Genomic DNA, 14,417 nt, shown 5'->3' on the forward strand with positions numbered 1-14,417 from the left:
ATGTTCTGCTACATCAATAAAATTCACATTAAATAATCAACAATAACCCTCTTCTGTCACTTTCCGGGTATTCTAAATAAAAGAATTAAAAGAAAAAACTCTCTTCAGGTAAGCAGAGCAATGGATGTAGAATTACAAATCCTGAAACATTTGTCGAGAGATGCCCACCCAACAGTTGCGCTCATAGATGAATATTGTGCAGAGTATAAAGACCTGTTCAAAGAGGTAAGAAATTATGAATGCTTTAAATATTTACATTTGGGGATAATATCAACGATAAAAAGAAAATCGTTACCAGAAATAGCTAAAGTAGTAAGTATAAACTCTGCTCAGTCATTACATCATTTTATAGCCTATTCAGATTGGTCAGTAAAGAAATTAAAGAGCCGAAGATTAAATAAATTAAAGAGAGCGTTAAACGATCAGGCGATAACCGTAGTAATAGATGAAACAGGAGACAGGAAAAAAGGTAAAAAGACAGATTATGTGGCTAGACAATATTTAGGGAGCGTAGGAAAAATAGATAATGGAATAGTGACAGTCAATGCTTATGGAGTTTATGACAATATAACATTTCCCTTAAGTTTCAAAGTATTCAAACCAAAGGGGACTTTAAAAGAAGGAGATAAATATAAAACTAAAATAGAATTAGCGTCAGAAATTATTACAGAATTAATTAGTGAAGGCTTTAATATTGAGTTGGTACTGGCGGATAGTTTATATGGTGAGAGTAGCGAATTCATCAGAAAATTGAATGAATATGAATTAGCTTATGTTGTGGCAATAAGAAATAATCACGGAGTCTGGCTACCAGCCAACCAGAGCGTTAGAGCGAATAAGTGGTGTAAATTTAAAAGAACATTTAGCAATCAAAAATCAGAGACTAGATATATTCGAGAAATAATTTATGGAAAAAAAAGAACCATAACTTATTGGGAAATAACTACTGACCCAGAAACCATGCCGGAAAATTCTACTTCTTTCGTGATGACAAATCTTCAAGGTAACTTGAAGAAGATTTTAGGCGACTTATATGGATTAAGAACCTGGGTTGAATATGGTTTTCGGCAGTGTAAACAGGAACTGGGCTGGACAGATTACAGGTTTACAAATTTCCAACATATTCAGAGATGGTGGGAGATTATTTTTTGTGTCTACACAATGATTAGTTTAAGTTCTCCACCTTTCTTATCCTTAAATCAAGCTCCTCAAATTGAAACAGAGGTACAAAACAGTGTTTGTATTGATTGTGTAGATTTTTCTAATCATAAACAATGGAATCATGATTATGGATGGAAGAATACTTTAAATAATCTTCGCTTAATTGTTCAACCTCTCTTATTATTTTGGTTGATTTATCCCTGGCTAGATGTTTTTCCCAATTCCGATTTATTGCTTGGATTTAATCACCTAATTTGTACAATGAACCAATTTAAACCTTTTTTCTCTTCTGGATAATTTCAGTTATTTACTACTTGCTTATTTCGGAAAGTGACAGAAGAGGGATAACCCCGACTTCTTTAAAAAATCTGAACCTCCTATATGTCATGCTGACGGAACAGGAATATAAAGTTAGGAGTGTAACCAAAGGTTCAACGGGGTTACGTGGTGCAAATGCAGTTCCACCTGACTTTTGCAACCAAGGAGGAACAGGTTCTTGAATCGGTAAAATGGGTGTGTCGGTAATGAACAATTTAAGACACCTAAATAGCCAATCTGTATGTTTACAACAGCTGACTTTCTTCAGTACACTCAATGGTCGGGTATCGCCACATTGATATTCGCTGCTTTAGCAATCCTAGCTTTTATTCTCAAATGGGGCATCCGCTTTCGGCTGGTAGGTACAACTGGCTTTATGATAGTGCTGACTTGTGGACTATTTACCCTCTCTTTAATTCCTCTGACTCACACTGTGATTCCAGGAGCATTAAAGTATACTTTAGTCTACGACAATGGTTCAACACAAACCGTAATTGCTACATCACCCAAAATTTCTCCTACACAACTAGAAGCAACTCTGCGGCAAGCAGCTACTAATCTTTATTCTTATGGTCGCTTAGGTACACGAGCAGACAACCAGATGACAATTCGCGCCCGTACCGTCATCCATCCAGAACCAGGGCTTTCTGTCCCAGTTTACCTAGGTCAAATTAAGCGAACGTTGGCTACGCGTGAAGATCAAGAAATGACAATTGAGATTTACCCAGAAAAATTTGCTCAATTACCAAAGCCTACTGCTTAAATCAATTAACAGTTAACACTTCGACAAGCTCAGTGCATCGCAGTGAATAGTTATCAAGTGGCTTTTGACTGATATCTGCACTAGTAGAGATGGTTACGTTACGTAAACAAACAGTCAACACAGTTACCTTGGCGTGATCGCTATATAATGATTACCACTAGCGATCGCTACATGAATAATGTTGTACCGAAAGCCAATAAACAAGCTGCAAAAATTTATCCAAAAACCAAGTTTTTTGCATGTAGGGATTTTTCTGACAATTCTGTTAGGTATCTTATTGTTCGCTTGGGTAGCACTCTCGCAGCAACCAGTTACCCTGAATATGTTAATTACTGCCCCTGATGCCCAACCTTGGAAGCAGGGTTTGATTAAAGACTTTGAAACTGAAAACCCAGGTATTCGCATTAACTTAGTTGAGGGGCCGAATGCCACAAATTTACTTGAAGACCTCTATACCTCATCATTTATCTTAGGCGAATCTCCTTATGACTTGGTGAATATGGATGTCATCTGGACACCAAAATTTGCTGCTGCTGGATGGTTGCGACCCCTAGATGATCGCATTTCAAAAGAGGAGTTAGCAGCATTTTCACCCAAGGATATAGAGGGAGGACGTTATCAGGGCAAGCTGTACCGCATTCCAGTACGTTCTGATGTGGGAATGCTGTACTATCGGGAAGATTTACTCAAACAAGCAGGATTTAAACCACCAGAAACCTTTGAGGATCTGATGCGAATTTCCCAAGCCTTGCAAAAACAAGACAAGGTGAATTGGGGCTATGTTTGGCAAGGTCGCCAGTACGAAGGACTCGTGGCGATGTTTGTGGAAGTCCTTGATGGTTTTGGCGGTTTCTGGGTTAATCCCGACACCTTGGAAGTGGGACTAGACCGACCAGAAACATTACAAGCGATTGAATTTTTACGTAGTACTATCAGCAAAAGCGTTTCTCCTCCTGGAGTGACGACTTATCAAGAAGAAGACACGCGACGCTTATTCCAAAGTGGTGAAGCAGCATTTTTACGCAGCTGGCCTTATGCATGGCCTTTAGCCCAAAAAAAAGGTTCGCCAATCAAAGGCAAAATCGCAATTAAACCGATGGTTCACGCTCCTGGTGAGACTGGAGCAGCCTGTTTAGGGGGCTGGGGTATAGGAATTGCTAAATCTTCCAAACATCCCCAAGAAGCTTGGACAGCAATTCAGTACTTTACCAGTGAAAAGGCACAGCGCCGATTTATTTTGAATGCAGGCTATGTGCCAAGTCGCCGGAATTTGTTCACCAATCCAGAGATTGTTGCCAAATATCCCCACTATCCACAGTTGTTAGAGGTCGTGGACAATGCAGTTTTACGTCCACCAATCGCGCAATATGCCCAGGCATCAGATATTTTGCAGCGTTATCTCAGTGCCGCATTATCTGGACGGACAGATCCAAAACAAGCAATGAAAGCTGCTGCTAACGAAACACGCCGACTGCTAGGGGCTGGGGAATGAGGGAGTAGAGGAGCAGAGGGGCAGGGGAGGAAGAAGAATAACAACTGACAACTGACAACTGACAACTGACAACTGACAACTGACAACTGACCACTGACCACTGACAACTAACAAATGACTAATCTGCACACACTCCGAGGTCGAGAACAAAGAACAGCCTGGCTCTTACTAACACCAGCATTGCTGCTGTTGTTGTTTGTGTTTGCCTACCCAATTTTACGAGCATTCTGGTTAAGTGTATTTACTAGAAATTTGGGAACAGAGCTAGAACCAGTATTTTCTGGCTTAGAAAATTATGTGCGGATGGCAGGAGATGGTCGTTTTTGGCAGAGTTTATGGGTGACGACTGTGTTCACAACAGCTTCCGTACTTTCAGAACTACTGCTAGGATTGGGAATTGCTTTAGTTCTCAATCAGGCGTTTTTTGGACGGGGCATAGTACGGACAACCGCGATTATACCTTGGGCTTTGCCTACTGCTTTGATTGGTCTGGCATGGGCTTGGATTTTTAACGACCAGTTTGGAATTGTCAACGATATTTTATTGCGATTGGGGTTAATTCAAACTGGAATTAACTGGTTAGGAGATCCAACTCTGGCAATGCTGGCAGCGATTTTTGCTGATGTTTGGAAAACTACACCGTTTATTAGTATTCTGCTATTAGCTGGCTTGCAGTCGATATCAACAGATCTCTACGAAGCTTACTCTGTCGATGGAGCGAATGCTTGGCAAAGCTTCCGCAATATTACTCTGCCACTGCTGTTGCCACAAATCTTAATCGCAGTTTTATTTCGGTTTGCTCAAGCTTTTGGGATTTTTGACTTAATTGCTGTGATGACTGGAGGTGGCCCCGGTGGTGCAACTGAAGTGGTGTCGCTGTATATTTACTCTACAGTGATGCGCTACTTAGATTTTGGTTATGGAGCAGCTTTGGTAGTGGTGACATTTTTAATATTAATTGCTGCGGTAGCGATCGCCAGTTTCTTGCTGAGTAAATACCGTGCCAAAACAGGAGCCATTTAAGAGGCAGGGGAGCAGAGGAGAATAACAACTAATAACTGATAACTGATAACTAATTCATGACAACTCCACAAGCAGTTTCAACGACTCCAAAACAAACAGGAAAAACCAAGTTTTCTATTAAAAAAATCTTGCTGTTCATAGCAGTTGTATTAGTAGTGATATTTAGCCTAGCGCCTGTTCTATGGCAACTGCTGACTTCATTTAAAGTTAACGAAGATATTGCCGCTGTTCCTACTGTCTATTTTCCGACGCGATTCACTTTCAGTCACTATATTGAGTTATTCACCCGTCGTCCATTTTGGCGCTATATCTTCAACAGCGCTTTTGTATCGATTACTTCTACAGCTTTAGCTTTGGCAATTGGCGCACCCGCCGCTTATGCCTTGGCACGATTACGCCCTTGGGGTGAGCGAGTTATCCTTGCTGGCGTTCTCATTGTAACTTTGTTTCCGGGAATTTTATTGTTTTTGGGACTATTAGAAATTATCCAAGCGCTCAGACTGGGCAACAACTATCTGGCGCTAATCATACCCTATACTGCCATCAATTTGCCGCTGACAATTTTAGTACTCAAAAGCTTTTTTGAACAATTGCCCAAAGACTTAGAAGATTCCGCTAGGGTCGATGGCTACAATACCTTTCAACTATTGTGGCAAATCGTACTGCCGATGACCCTTCCAGCCTTAGTAACTACTGGGATTCTCACCTTTATTTTTGCCTGGAATGAATTTATCTTTGCTTTGACATTTATGACCCGTGAAGAGTTGAAGACAATTCCCGTTGCTGCTGCTCAGTTGGGTGGTGCGTCAGTATTTGAAATTCCCTACGGTTCCATTGCTGCTGCGACTGTTGTCGGGACGTTACCCCTCATTGCACTAGTTTTGTTTTTCCAGCGCCGGATCGTTCAAGGTCTTACCGCTGGTGCTGTCAAAGGATAAAAATAAAAACTCTACAGTTAGTAGTCAGTGTAAAGCGAAAAGTCAGAACAATTGACCACTAACTACTGACCACTGACAACTGACCACTAACTACTGACAACTGACCACTGACAATAAAAAAAATGGCTAAACTCGAACTCAAAAACTTGAATAAAACCTATAACCCCAAAGTTATCCCTGTTAAAGACGTGAGCTTAACGGTAGATAACGATGAGTTTCTTACTTTACTTGGCCCTTCTGGCTGTGGCAAATCCACCGTCCTCCGCATGATTGCAGGTCTGGAAGAACCTACTCGCGGTCAGATCAAGATTGGGGAAGTTGATGTTACCCAAAAAGGAGCAGGCGATCGCAATATTGCAATGGTATTTCAAAGCTATGCACTTTATCCTCACATGACGGTATACGAAAATCTTGCCTCTGGACTGAAGCTGAAAAAAGTACCACCAGCCGAAATTAAACGAAGAGTTGCAGAAGTATCCGAAGTCTTAGGATTAGCAGAGTTAATGAACCGCAAGCCAGGTAAAATGTCTGGAGGTCAACGTCAGCGAGTTGCGGTCGGTCGTGCTTTGGTGCGGAATGCCGATGTCTACTTGTTAGATGAACCATTAAGTAACTTGGATGCACTATTACGAGAACGAGTCCGCGCCGACCTCAAGCAGATTTTTGCCGTCCAAAAAGTCCCAGTTGTTTACGTCACCCACGACCAAACAGAAGCAATGACACTTTCCACGAAAGTTGCATTACTTAACGATGGCTATGTGCAGCAACTTGACCCACCGGAACTCATTTATAACCATCCAGCAAATCTATTTGTGGCTGGGTTTGTTGGTAGTCCGCAAATGAATTTGCTAACTCTACCTTGTCAGGGACGATCTGCTATGTTGGGTAACTTCCAAATACCTCTGCCAGATCTACCAACTGTACCACCTCAGATTATTTTGGGAATCCGTCCAGAAAATGTCCGTATTGCTCAACCAAGTGATACTCAGACTATTCAAGGACGAGTGTTTTTAGTAGAAAACTTGGGTATGCACTATTTGGTTAGTGTCAAGGTTGAGGGTTCACCAACCGCAGCGACTACAGTACGTGCTTTGTTGCCAACAGATCAAAACTGGAATAACGAAGATATTACATTGGCATTGCCTACTGAGGATATTCACTGGTTTGATGTTCAATCTGGACATACTCTTGTCAGGAGGTAAGTTTTAGGGAAAAAACAGACGCTCATTGTGTAGTTCCAGTAATTTATCGTTCTTCTTTGTGCCAACAATATTTGTACATCAGGCGATCGCACTTTCCCAACCCAATCATTTCCAAACAAAATCTATCTCTTTGCACTTGAACCCTGTAGTTTATTACCAATTGCAGATTGATTTCACATTAAAATTGTAACCGTAGAGAGTTATTTGACAAGACTATTTAAACAATACAAAAAAAATTTCATCCTCTGACTAACCCAGTAGTGCAATGGCAAAAGCCGATTAATTAAGTCAATCTGTTTATAGATATTGTTAACGGTTACTACCCGGATTTCTCACCACACCTTGAATGGAGGAGTAATGAGTAGTGAGTAGTGAGTAGTGAGTAGTGAGTAAGGAGTAATGAGTAAAATTCTTAACTTATTACTTATTACTCATTACTTATTACTTATACGGAAAGCAGCTTGTGAGAAATCCGGGACTAGTATTTGCTGTTTTGAGGTAAGTCAAATGAAACTGAAGATTTTAGCTATCGCAGCATTAGTGAGTACGATTTGCTATGCCATTCCGACAAAAGCTGCAAATCCTGTCCATGTTAGACAGTTACTAAAAACAGGAAAATGTCAGGGATGTGACTTAGCAGGAGCAAACTTGCGTTCGGCTCATTTAGTTGGTGCAGATTTAAGAAATGCCAATTTAAAGGGAGCTAATCTAGAAGATGCCGAGTTGATTAGCGCTAATCTAACTGGTGCAAACTTAAGTCAAGTATTCGCAAGTAATATTGATTTAAGCGCCACTAACTTAACAAATGCCAACCTGACTAATGCTAAGCTTGATAATGCAAACTTGGAGGGTGCTGTCTTAACTGGAGTTAATCTTCAAGAAGTTATAGTTTATTGAGCCATTTAATGGTTAAAGGCAAATTTTGTTCAATTAGGAAGTTAAGTTATCATCTGTACAATATTCAGTAGGATACTAAAGATTAGCATCTATCAGAGATTAAGATAATTACATAATTACACTCAATATCTGCGAAGATAAAATTATTAAACTTTTAGGACTTACGCAAGAACTCTCTAAAACCTCTTAACTTCTCTGCAAAACGCTACGCTCTCAACGTAGCTTTGCCGCAACGCGTCTATGTGCCTTAGCGGTAGCCTCCGGCAAGCCGTTTGAGCGTTTCGTTTTTGATAACTTTGCATAAGTCCTGACTTTTACGAACAGCATTACTTATTTATTTAGGTACTTCTATGAAAAAATTGATTAAAGGTTTGCGTGAGTTCAAAAGTAGTTACTTTTCTGCCAATGAAGAACTGTTTGAACAACTTTCTCATGGTCAGAAGCCTAGAGTATTATTTATTACTTGTTCAGATTCGCGTATCGATCCAAACTTGATTACACAAGCTGGATTAGGTGAATTATTTGTTATCCGCAATGCAGGTAATATTATTCCCCCCTTTGGTGCAACTAATGGTGGTGAAGGAGCAACAATTGAATATGCTGTTCAAGCATTAGATATTCAACAAATTATTATCTGTGGTCACTCCCATTGTGGGGCGATGAAAGGGTTAATGAAGTTAGACAGTTTGCGGGTAGAAATGCCGTTGGTACATGATTGGCTCAAGTATGCAGAGGCAACCCGACGATTAGTAAAAGATAATTATAGTAACTATGAAGGCGAAGAACTATTAGAAATAATTATTGCCGAGAATGTACTCACCCAAATCGAAAATCTACGAACTTATCCAGTAATTCACTCTAAGCTTCACCAAAAGCAACTCAGTATTTATGCTTGGATTTATCAAATCGAGACTGGTGAAGTTTTGACATACGATTCACAAAAGCACGCCTATGTCTTGCTCCAAAATCAGCTTCCCACATCAGAGATAGATGAAACATTGTTTAACCCACCTTTAGGTAAAACTGAACAAGATACTATTCAATCATCTCCGGAACTTTTGATTTCACCACATACGGGGTTTCCCATGACAGTGCTGTCTCCACAACAAATGGAGCGAATTTATCGAGGCTCGAAAACAAACTAAAGAAAGTTTAAGCTCATCCTACTGCCCCTGGAAGGGGCGAGACTTTGTGTCAGTGGTCAGTTGTCAGCGATGCACTGAGCGTAGTCGAAGTGTGGTGAGTAGTAAAAACAACTGATAATTGACGGCGACGAAGCAATGGTTACTGAGCGTCTTGCCTTAGACGTAGTCGAAAGGAGCCGAAGTACTATTCTTCCCACTCCTCAAAGAAAGGGGCAACGCGATCGCCTTTTGATGATTAATTGGAAATGTGAATTGAATCAGACTTCTTCATCCAAATAATTTATGAAAGCGTGTTACATGGATAGACAGGTTAACCGAAAAGTTCTACAATCTGACTGATTGGGGTAAATTTACCTATTGCTCAATCAACCCAAGCATAGTAAAGATTTTCTAGCGATTTTGCGTGATTGCAAAAGCATACTATTAATATAGGAAAGTCTTTAGTTAAGGACAGCAAATAACATGGATGTAAAGCTGATTTTAGTTGGGTTAACGGTTCTATTTACGATTTCGTGCTTATTTTTTGGTACGAAAAATGGGTTCTATGATTCAGAGAACTATCACGGTAATGGCTCTGCCCATTGAGAGAAGACTGAGTGGAAAAAACCTCTGCTCAGAATTTTGGAAATACAAAAAGGCAAAAGGCAAGTTCCCATAGCCCTAAATTTAAGGGTTTCTCATTACCCAACTTTTGCGAACCAGTGCGGGTTCGCAAAAAGCGTCCTCCCCAATCCAAAATCCGCATTATTAAGGGTGTAGAGGCGCACTACAAAACTTATCCCAAAGTCAAAAACCAAAATTCTTGTAATTTGTGGCTTTTGGGGTATTTCAATGACGATGAGGTTGGAGGGGAAGAGAGTATGAGGGATAATCTGTCGGCATCCTCTGGCGTTGATGCTGAGGAAAGGTCGGAATTAGAATGTTTGCCTTATAGTGTCCAGCATCACGATGAGGGCGTGTGTTTATTAGTAAAAATGGGGCCACATCGCATCCTATTAGACTGTGGCTTAAAAGATAGTTCTTTATTGTTAAGTACGCTAACTAAATCAACACGCAAAGGCAGTTTACCCCAACCAGCAGATTTAGTTTTAATCAGTCACGCCCACCCAGATCATGCTAGAGGACTACTAGCACTGCATCAATCTTTTCCCCTTTTACCTGTTTATGCCAGTGAAGTCACTAGTAAGTTACTACCGCTAAATTGGCCAGATCAAGATCCTCAAGACATTCCCCAATTTTGTCATGCATTACCGCTGCGATCGCCTGTAGAATTGCAAGATGGCTTAGTAGTAGAGTTATTTCCCGCCGGACACTTACCAGGGGCAGTAGCAATTTTGCTCACTTATACGACAGAGCAGCATTCTTACAAGCTACTGTATACAGGAGACTTTTTCTTATCAAACTCTAGGCTAGTAGAAGGTTTGCGGTTAGAAGAATTGCGAGGACTAGATCTCAGTGTACTGATTATTGAAGGTACTTATGGCACATCTCGTCATCCTCATCGTCGTAATCAAGAAAATCAATTAGCAGAACGAATTAATCGGGCGATCGCAGATAATTATTCTGTTTTACTACCCACACCTGCTTTAGGTTTGGGGCAAGAATTATTAATGCTGTTACGTTCTCATCACCATTTTACAGGACGTGATTTAGATATTTGGGTTGATGGTACTGTCGCCACTGGATGCGATGCTTACCTAGAACTACTACCTCATTTACCTGCATCAGTACAAAACTTCGCCCGTCATCAACCCTTATTTTGGGATGAACGAGTACGTCCGCGAGTCCGTCGTTTGCCACCAGAACATCGTGCCACCATAGGCAAGTCTCCCTGTATTGTTCTCACCGATTCTACAGCCGATTTGGGACAATATTGCCAACCTGACACTAGACCCTGGCTAATCTTGTTACCAGAAAAAATTGATATAAAAGTTCACAAAAAATATTTAGCACCCACTACTATTGACGGCTATTTTTTAGCGCAGCATAGTGATGGCCCTGGTACTACCCAGCTAATTCATAACTTGCGTCCTCAGCACGTCGTTTTTGTTCATGGTTCCCCTACCTATTTAGCAGATCTAACTAGCTTAGAAGAGTTACAAAACCGTTACCATGTTCATTCCCCATCTGCTGGGACATTAGTAGAACTGCCAATTGGAGACACATTTTTACAACCAGCAGCTCCAGAAACCAATTATGAAGGTGAACTGACAGAATTGGGAACGGTAATTACAATTACACTTCCCGATGCGATTACTACCGATCCTCGTTGGCGGCAGTTTGCCGATACTGGTTTAATCGAGGGTCATTGGCAAGGAGAAGAACTAGTCTTGCGGGGATTGTCTCAGCGAGATTTGCTCAATCAAAATAGTAGCGATCGCTATACTTCATCTGATGTCGAGTGCTGCGGAAACTGCCGACACCAAAGGGGGCAGCGGTGTTGGAATCCTGCTTCCCCCTTGTATCACTTCAAGGTAACTCTTGAAGGCTACTGTCCTGCTTTTGAACGCTTAAATGATAATCAGTAGTTTCTAGTTAGTAGTCAGTTTTGTTAACAACTGACTACTGACCACTGACCACTGACTAGTTATTCAGGGTTGGATTCAGGGTAATGGTTGCGGATACGCTCAGCTTCTGGACAGTCTTCAGTCATCAGAGGTTCTACATTACCACGCGGCACTGAAGCTAATTTTTGGGTTACAGCGCCGATACTTTCAAGGCGAATCATCTCCTCCCAAGAACAAGTTTCATCTTCCTCTTCTGTCTCATAACGTAGGGTGACTAAATCTCCCTCTATGTCGAGAATGCGGGCGCGTTCGATCCAGCGTTGCTGGTCCCGCAAGAAAACACATACCTCGCGCCCATCGCAACACAGTTGATAAATCTTGCGGTGTAGCATGTATTGCTTCTGCCTTTTTAAACAACGTAGTTAAACCTGTCAAAATCTGGGTTCTACCCCATTTTAGATTACACCTTAAGAGATAAGCTGCTTGGTTGAGAATTAGTACATCTGATAACTGCATCCAAAGACTTACTGATAGTGGCCAGAATCTAGGAAAATTTTGAGTCATCAGCTAGTAGTTACTGCCCCCAGTCAACTCAATCTATTTCAAGGTTCTTCAGCGAATGTCTACTTCATAGAAGTCACACAATTCGGGGATCTTACTCACCAGCCTAAAACTTACTGGTAAATCGCTTCTACCATTATGTAATAAAAAATACTCCAAAACAAGAGGTGATTGCGGTTGTTTAATTTGCCTACTTGTAATCATTGGCATTACTGGAAAGTCTGGGGACTCGGCTTTACTTTTCCCCCGTATATATTTGATCTTAACTCATTCTCTTGCCTACCTTGATGGTTTTCGGCAACAACACTGCAAGAGTTTTGAGTTGAAAGTTTTGGCTAACGCTACACAGCTTTGATTTGCACCCTACAAAGCAGTACTATCAGCAAGATTTGTACTGTGTGAGAAATGCCATTGGCAGTTGCGAAGATGCTTCTCTTTTAATTTCACCTGTGCGTACTGCATCGTATAAGGTTTCAAGGTCTTCCAAATCTTCTGACTGATAGCACTTGGTCGCCAATACTTGATGAAGTAGACCCTCAGATTCAACACTAAGATACCCAGTTTGGAAAGCAGATTCAACGAGTGTGCGAATCATGTTGGTTAGGGTGTAGAGAGCAATTTATTATTTCTATTCTGAAACATTTTCCTCCTTAACTAGTTGATATGAAACCGTAATGGCTAGTGATTATAATTACACATTTACGTGATTTAAATCACAGTATATAAACGCATTAATAAGACTTTAAGAGCTTATGCAATATATTACTTAGAGCAAATAGTACAAAAAATCTGGCTAAACACCTTAATTTAAGTATATAAATATACTAATTATTGATGTATATATGATAATAAAAAGAGGAAAACAACTTAAACAAGAAATTGACGGAAATCCTCATCTTTGTGGCTCAATTGTACCCAGTCTAGATTTAAAGAATTAAATTTTTGTACTAAGCGATCGCAAGCAGGGCGTTCGGTTGCATAATGTCCGGCATCAATTAAAATTAGACCGCGATCGCGGCTTTCTTGAAATTGATGAAACTTACAATCAGAAGTCAGATAAGCTTGAGCATTAGTTTTAACTACCGCCGAAATAAAACTAGCTCCTGAACCACCCAACACAGCCACTCGTGAAATTGTTTGCTGTAAATCGGCAACAGGAGAAAAAATTAAATTAGGGGGAGCAAGTTGATTTTGAATATTGGTGAGTAACTCTTGTAAAGACACAAATGGCTTGAGCATTCCTACACGTCCATATCCTAGTCCTGCCTGGGTGGGTACTATGGGAGTAACTTCTTGGAGTTCTAAAATCTGAGCCAAAACATCAGCAGTCCCATCTTGTACTTGATCAAAATTAGTATGAGCGCTGTAGACACCTATGTTGTGGGTAAAAGCTAACCGTGCCATTTCTGCGATCGCTTCACCACTGCACAACGACTTGGGAGGATTGAAAATTAAAGGATGATGGGCAAAAATTAAATTGGCTTTGAAAGCGATCGCTTCTTGCATTACTGCCAAAGTTGGTGTTAAACACACCAACACCCGTGCTGCATCCTGCAATACTCCCGGCTCAATTTGCCAACCACAATTATCCCAACTTTCACACCAAGCAGGATTTGCCCATTCTTCAAACCAAGTAATTAAATCAACAACTTTCATATTTTTTTCAGTGTCTTTGTGGCTGAATATTCAATTTTACTGATAATTGCTGGCGCATTTCCTCAAAAGGTTTATTCCATACAGGTTGAGCATTCCAGTTCCATGCAGCCACTGGGATGAGTTGTTTTTCTGCTAGGTAAATCAATAAACGGTATTCATCTTCTGGTTCGCGGGAAAAGGAAAAAGGATTACGAAAGCCTGTATCACACAGTTTATAAAATGAAACTTGATCAAGACTGATGCGATGCACAAGTTTTTGACCTTTAATGAGCAAATAGTCTAGAAAAAGTAAGCTAAAAGGCTCTATGTGGGCGCGATTTTGAGGCTCTTTCTGTACCCATCTTGCCCAGTCAAACCCGTACATAAAATCGTGAACGTAGCGAAAGCGCATTTCTTTTTTAATTCCGAATAATTCGATTAAAGAAACCATTTTGTTAGCAAAAGATTCTAAAAAATCAGCACCATCAGTTGCCACTAAAGCTTGCCTAAGCAAACTGCTCACCATAAAATCAAAATCCCAGAAAATGTTTTCTGGAAAGTTTTGTAATTGGGCATCAAGTATGACTTTTAAAGTAGATTGCAAATGAGAAATTAATTGTTTATCGGTAGTTTGTGCAGCAATTAAATTTTCCAATTCGGCAAAGCTAGTAATTAAAGATTTTTTGGGATTAAGCGATAACAGGTTAATAGACTGCTGGGCAAGAATTTCATCAAGGTATGCGAAAGCCTGAGTTGGTGCTAGATTTTGCTTCAT

13 protein-coding genes are annotated in these 14,417 nt (G+C 40.5%); 9 read left to right on the forward strand and 4 right to left on the reverse strand.

Features of this window, described 5'->3' with window-relative positions; genetic code table 11:
- The first annotated feature begins 120 nt into the window (after positions 1-120).
- The 9 genes from QI031_RS20360 (at position 121) to QI031_RS20400 (ending at position 11,467) form a co-directional block, all read left to right on the forward strand.
- Positions 121-1,458 (forward strand): IS701 family transposase, encoded by a 1,338-nt coding sequence (locus tag QI031_RS20360; protein WP_281481473.1) that lies wholly within the window; start codon positions 121-123, stop codon positions 1,456-1,458.
- Between the two features lie 262 nt (positions 1,459-1,720).
- Entirely contained in the window at positions 1,721-2,242 is a 522-nt protein-coding gene (locus QI031_RS20365; protein ID WP_281481474.1) for a Ycf51 family protein, read from the forward strand.
- Between the two features lie 178 nt (positions 2,243-2,420).
- On the forward strand, positions 2,421-3,734 hold the full coding sequence (locus QI031_RS20370) for an ABC transporter substrate-binding protein (RefSeq protein WP_281481475.1): 1,314 nt from the start codon (positions 2,421-2,423) through the stop codon (positions 3,732-3,734).
- A 114-nt stretch (positions 3,735-3,848) separates the two neighbouring features.
- The gene (locus QI031_RS20375; RefSeq protein ID WP_281481476.1) at positions 3,849-4,757 is read left to right on the forward strand and encodes a carbohydrate ABC transporter permease; all 909 of its coding nucleotides are present in this window, start codon (positions 3,849-3,851) and stop codon (positions 4,755-4,757) included.
- 56 nt (positions 4,758-4,813) lie between these two features.
- Positions 4,814-5,695, forward strand: a complete 882-nt coding sequence (locus QI031_RS20380) for a carbohydrate ABC transporter permease (protein WP_281481477.1) — start codon at positions 4,814-4,816, stop codon at positions 5,693-5,695.
- A 122-nt stretch (positions 5,696-5,817) separates the two neighbouring features.
- Entirely contained in the window at positions 5,818-6,897 is a 1,080-nt protein-coding gene (locus QI031_RS20385) for an ABC transporter ATP-binding protein (protein ID WP_281481478.1), read from the forward strand.
- 507 nt (positions 6,898-7,404) lie between these two features.
- A complete protein-coding gene (locus tag QI031_RS20390; RefSeq protein WP_281481479.1) occupies positions 7,405-7,794 on the forward strand; it encodes a pentapeptide repeat-containing protein in 390 nt (129 codons plus the stop codon).
- A 350-nt stretch (positions 7,795-8,144) separates the two neighbouring features.
- The gene (locus tag QI031_RS20395; RefSeq protein WP_281481480.1) at positions 8,145-8,939 is read left to right on the forward strand and encodes a carbonic anhydrase; all 795 of its coding nucleotides are present in this window, start codon (positions 8,145-8,147) and stop codon (positions 8,937-8,939) included.
- An 860-nt stretch (positions 8,940-9,799) separates the two neighbouring features.
- Positions 9,800-11,467 (forward strand): MBL fold metallo-hydrolase, encoded by a 1,668-nt coding sequence (locus tag QI031_RS20400; RefSeq protein ID WP_281486084.1) that lies wholly within the window; start codon positions 9,800-9,802, stop codon positions 11,465-11,467.
- A gap of 59 nt (positions 11,468-11,526) precedes the next feature.
- Here the strand turns inward: QI031_RS20400 and QI031_RS20405 are convergent, their stop codons facing one another.
- From QI031_RS20405 to QI031_RS20420, 4 genes are all read right to left on the reverse strand, one after another.
- The gene (locus tag QI031_RS20405; protein WP_281481481.1) at positions 11,527-11,838 is read right to left on the reverse strand and encodes a DUF6679 family protein; all 312 of its coding nucleotides are present in this window, start codon (positions 11,836-11,838) and stop codon (positions 11,527-11,529) included.
- 548 nt (positions 11,839-12,386) lie between these two features.
- Positions 12,387-12,602, reverse strand: coding sequence for a hypothetical protein (locus QI031_RS20410; RefSeq protein WP_281481482.1), 216 nt, complete (start codon positions 12,600-12,602; stop codon positions 12,387-12,389).
- A gap of 272 nt (positions 12,603-12,874) precedes the next feature.
- Positions 12,875-13,663, reverse strand: coding sequence for a Nif3-like dinuclear metal center hexameric protein (locus QI031_RS20415; protein WP_281481483.1), 789 nt, complete (start codon positions 13,661-13,663; stop codon positions 12,875-12,877).
- 7 nt (positions 13,664-13,670) lie between these two features.
- Complete coding sequence (locus QI031_RS20420) at positions 13,671-14,417, reverse strand: hypothetical protein (protein ID WP_281481484.1); 747 nt, start codon at positions 14,415-14,417, stop codon at positions 13,671-13,673.

Origin of the sequence: Halotia branconii CENA392, from assembly GCF_029953635.1 — a bacterium.
GTDB lineage: Bacteria > Cyanobacteriota > Cyanobacteriia > Cyanobacteriales > Nostocaceae > Halotia > Halotia branconii.

What these genes read in the sequence shown, in the direction of transcription:
- QI031_RS20380 (WP_281481477.1), top strand. Translation starts at nt 4,814, where the DNA reads ATGACAACTCCACAAGCAGTTTCAACGACTCCAAAACAAACAGGAAAA.
- QI031_RS20400 (WP_281486084.1), top strand. Translation starts at nt 9,800, where the DNA reads ATGAGGGATAATCTGTCGGCATCCTCTGGCGTTGATGCTGAGGAAAGG.
- QI031_RS20395 (WP_281481480.1), top strand. Translation starts at nt 8,145, where the DNA reads ATGAAAAAATTGATTAAAGGTTTGCGTGAGTTCAAAAGTAGTTACTTT.
- QI031_RS20405 (WP_281481481.1), bottom strand. Translation starts at nt 11,838, where the DNA reads ATGCTACACCGCAAGATTTATCAACTGTGTTGCGATGGGCGCGAGGTA.
- QI031_RS20360 (WP_281481473.1), top strand. Translation starts at nt 121, where the DNA reads ATGGATGTAGAATTACAAATCCTGAAACATTTGTCGAGAGATGCCCAC.
- QI031_RS20365 (WP_281481474.1), top strand. Translation starts at nt 1,721, where the DNA reads ATGTTTACAACAGCTGACTTTCTTCAGTACACTCAATGGTCGGGTATC.
- QI031_RS20375 (WP_281481476.1), top strand. Translation starts at nt 3,849, where the DNA reads ATGACTAATCTGCACACACTCCGAGGTCGAGAACAAAGAACAGCCTGG.
- QI031_RS20390 (WP_281481479.1), top strand. Translation starts at nt 7,405, where the DNA reads ATGAAACTGAAGATTTTAGCTATCGCAGCATTAGTGAGTACGATTTGC.
- QI031_RS20410 (WP_281481482.1), bottom strand. Translation starts at nt 12,602, where the DNA reads ATGATTCGCACACTCGTTGAATCTGCTTTCCAAACTGGGTATCTTAGT.
- QI031_RS20415 (WP_281481483.1), bottom strand. Translation starts at nt 13,663, where the DNA reads ATGAAAGTTGTTGATTTAATTACTTGGTTTGAAGAATGGGCAAATCCT.
- QI031_RS20385 (WP_281481478.1), top strand. Translation starts at nt 5,818, where the DNA reads ATGGCTAAACTCGAACTCAAAAACTTGAATAAAACCTATAACCCCAAA.
- QI031_RS20370 (WP_281481475.1), top strand. Translation starts at nt 2,421, where the DNA reads ATGTTGTACCGAAAGCCAATAAACAAGCTGCAAAAATTTATCCAAAAA.
- QI031_RS20420 (WP_281481484.1), bottom strand. Translation starts at nt 14,417, where the DNA reads ATGAAGCAAAATCTAGCACCAACTCAGGCTTTCGCATACCTTGATGAA.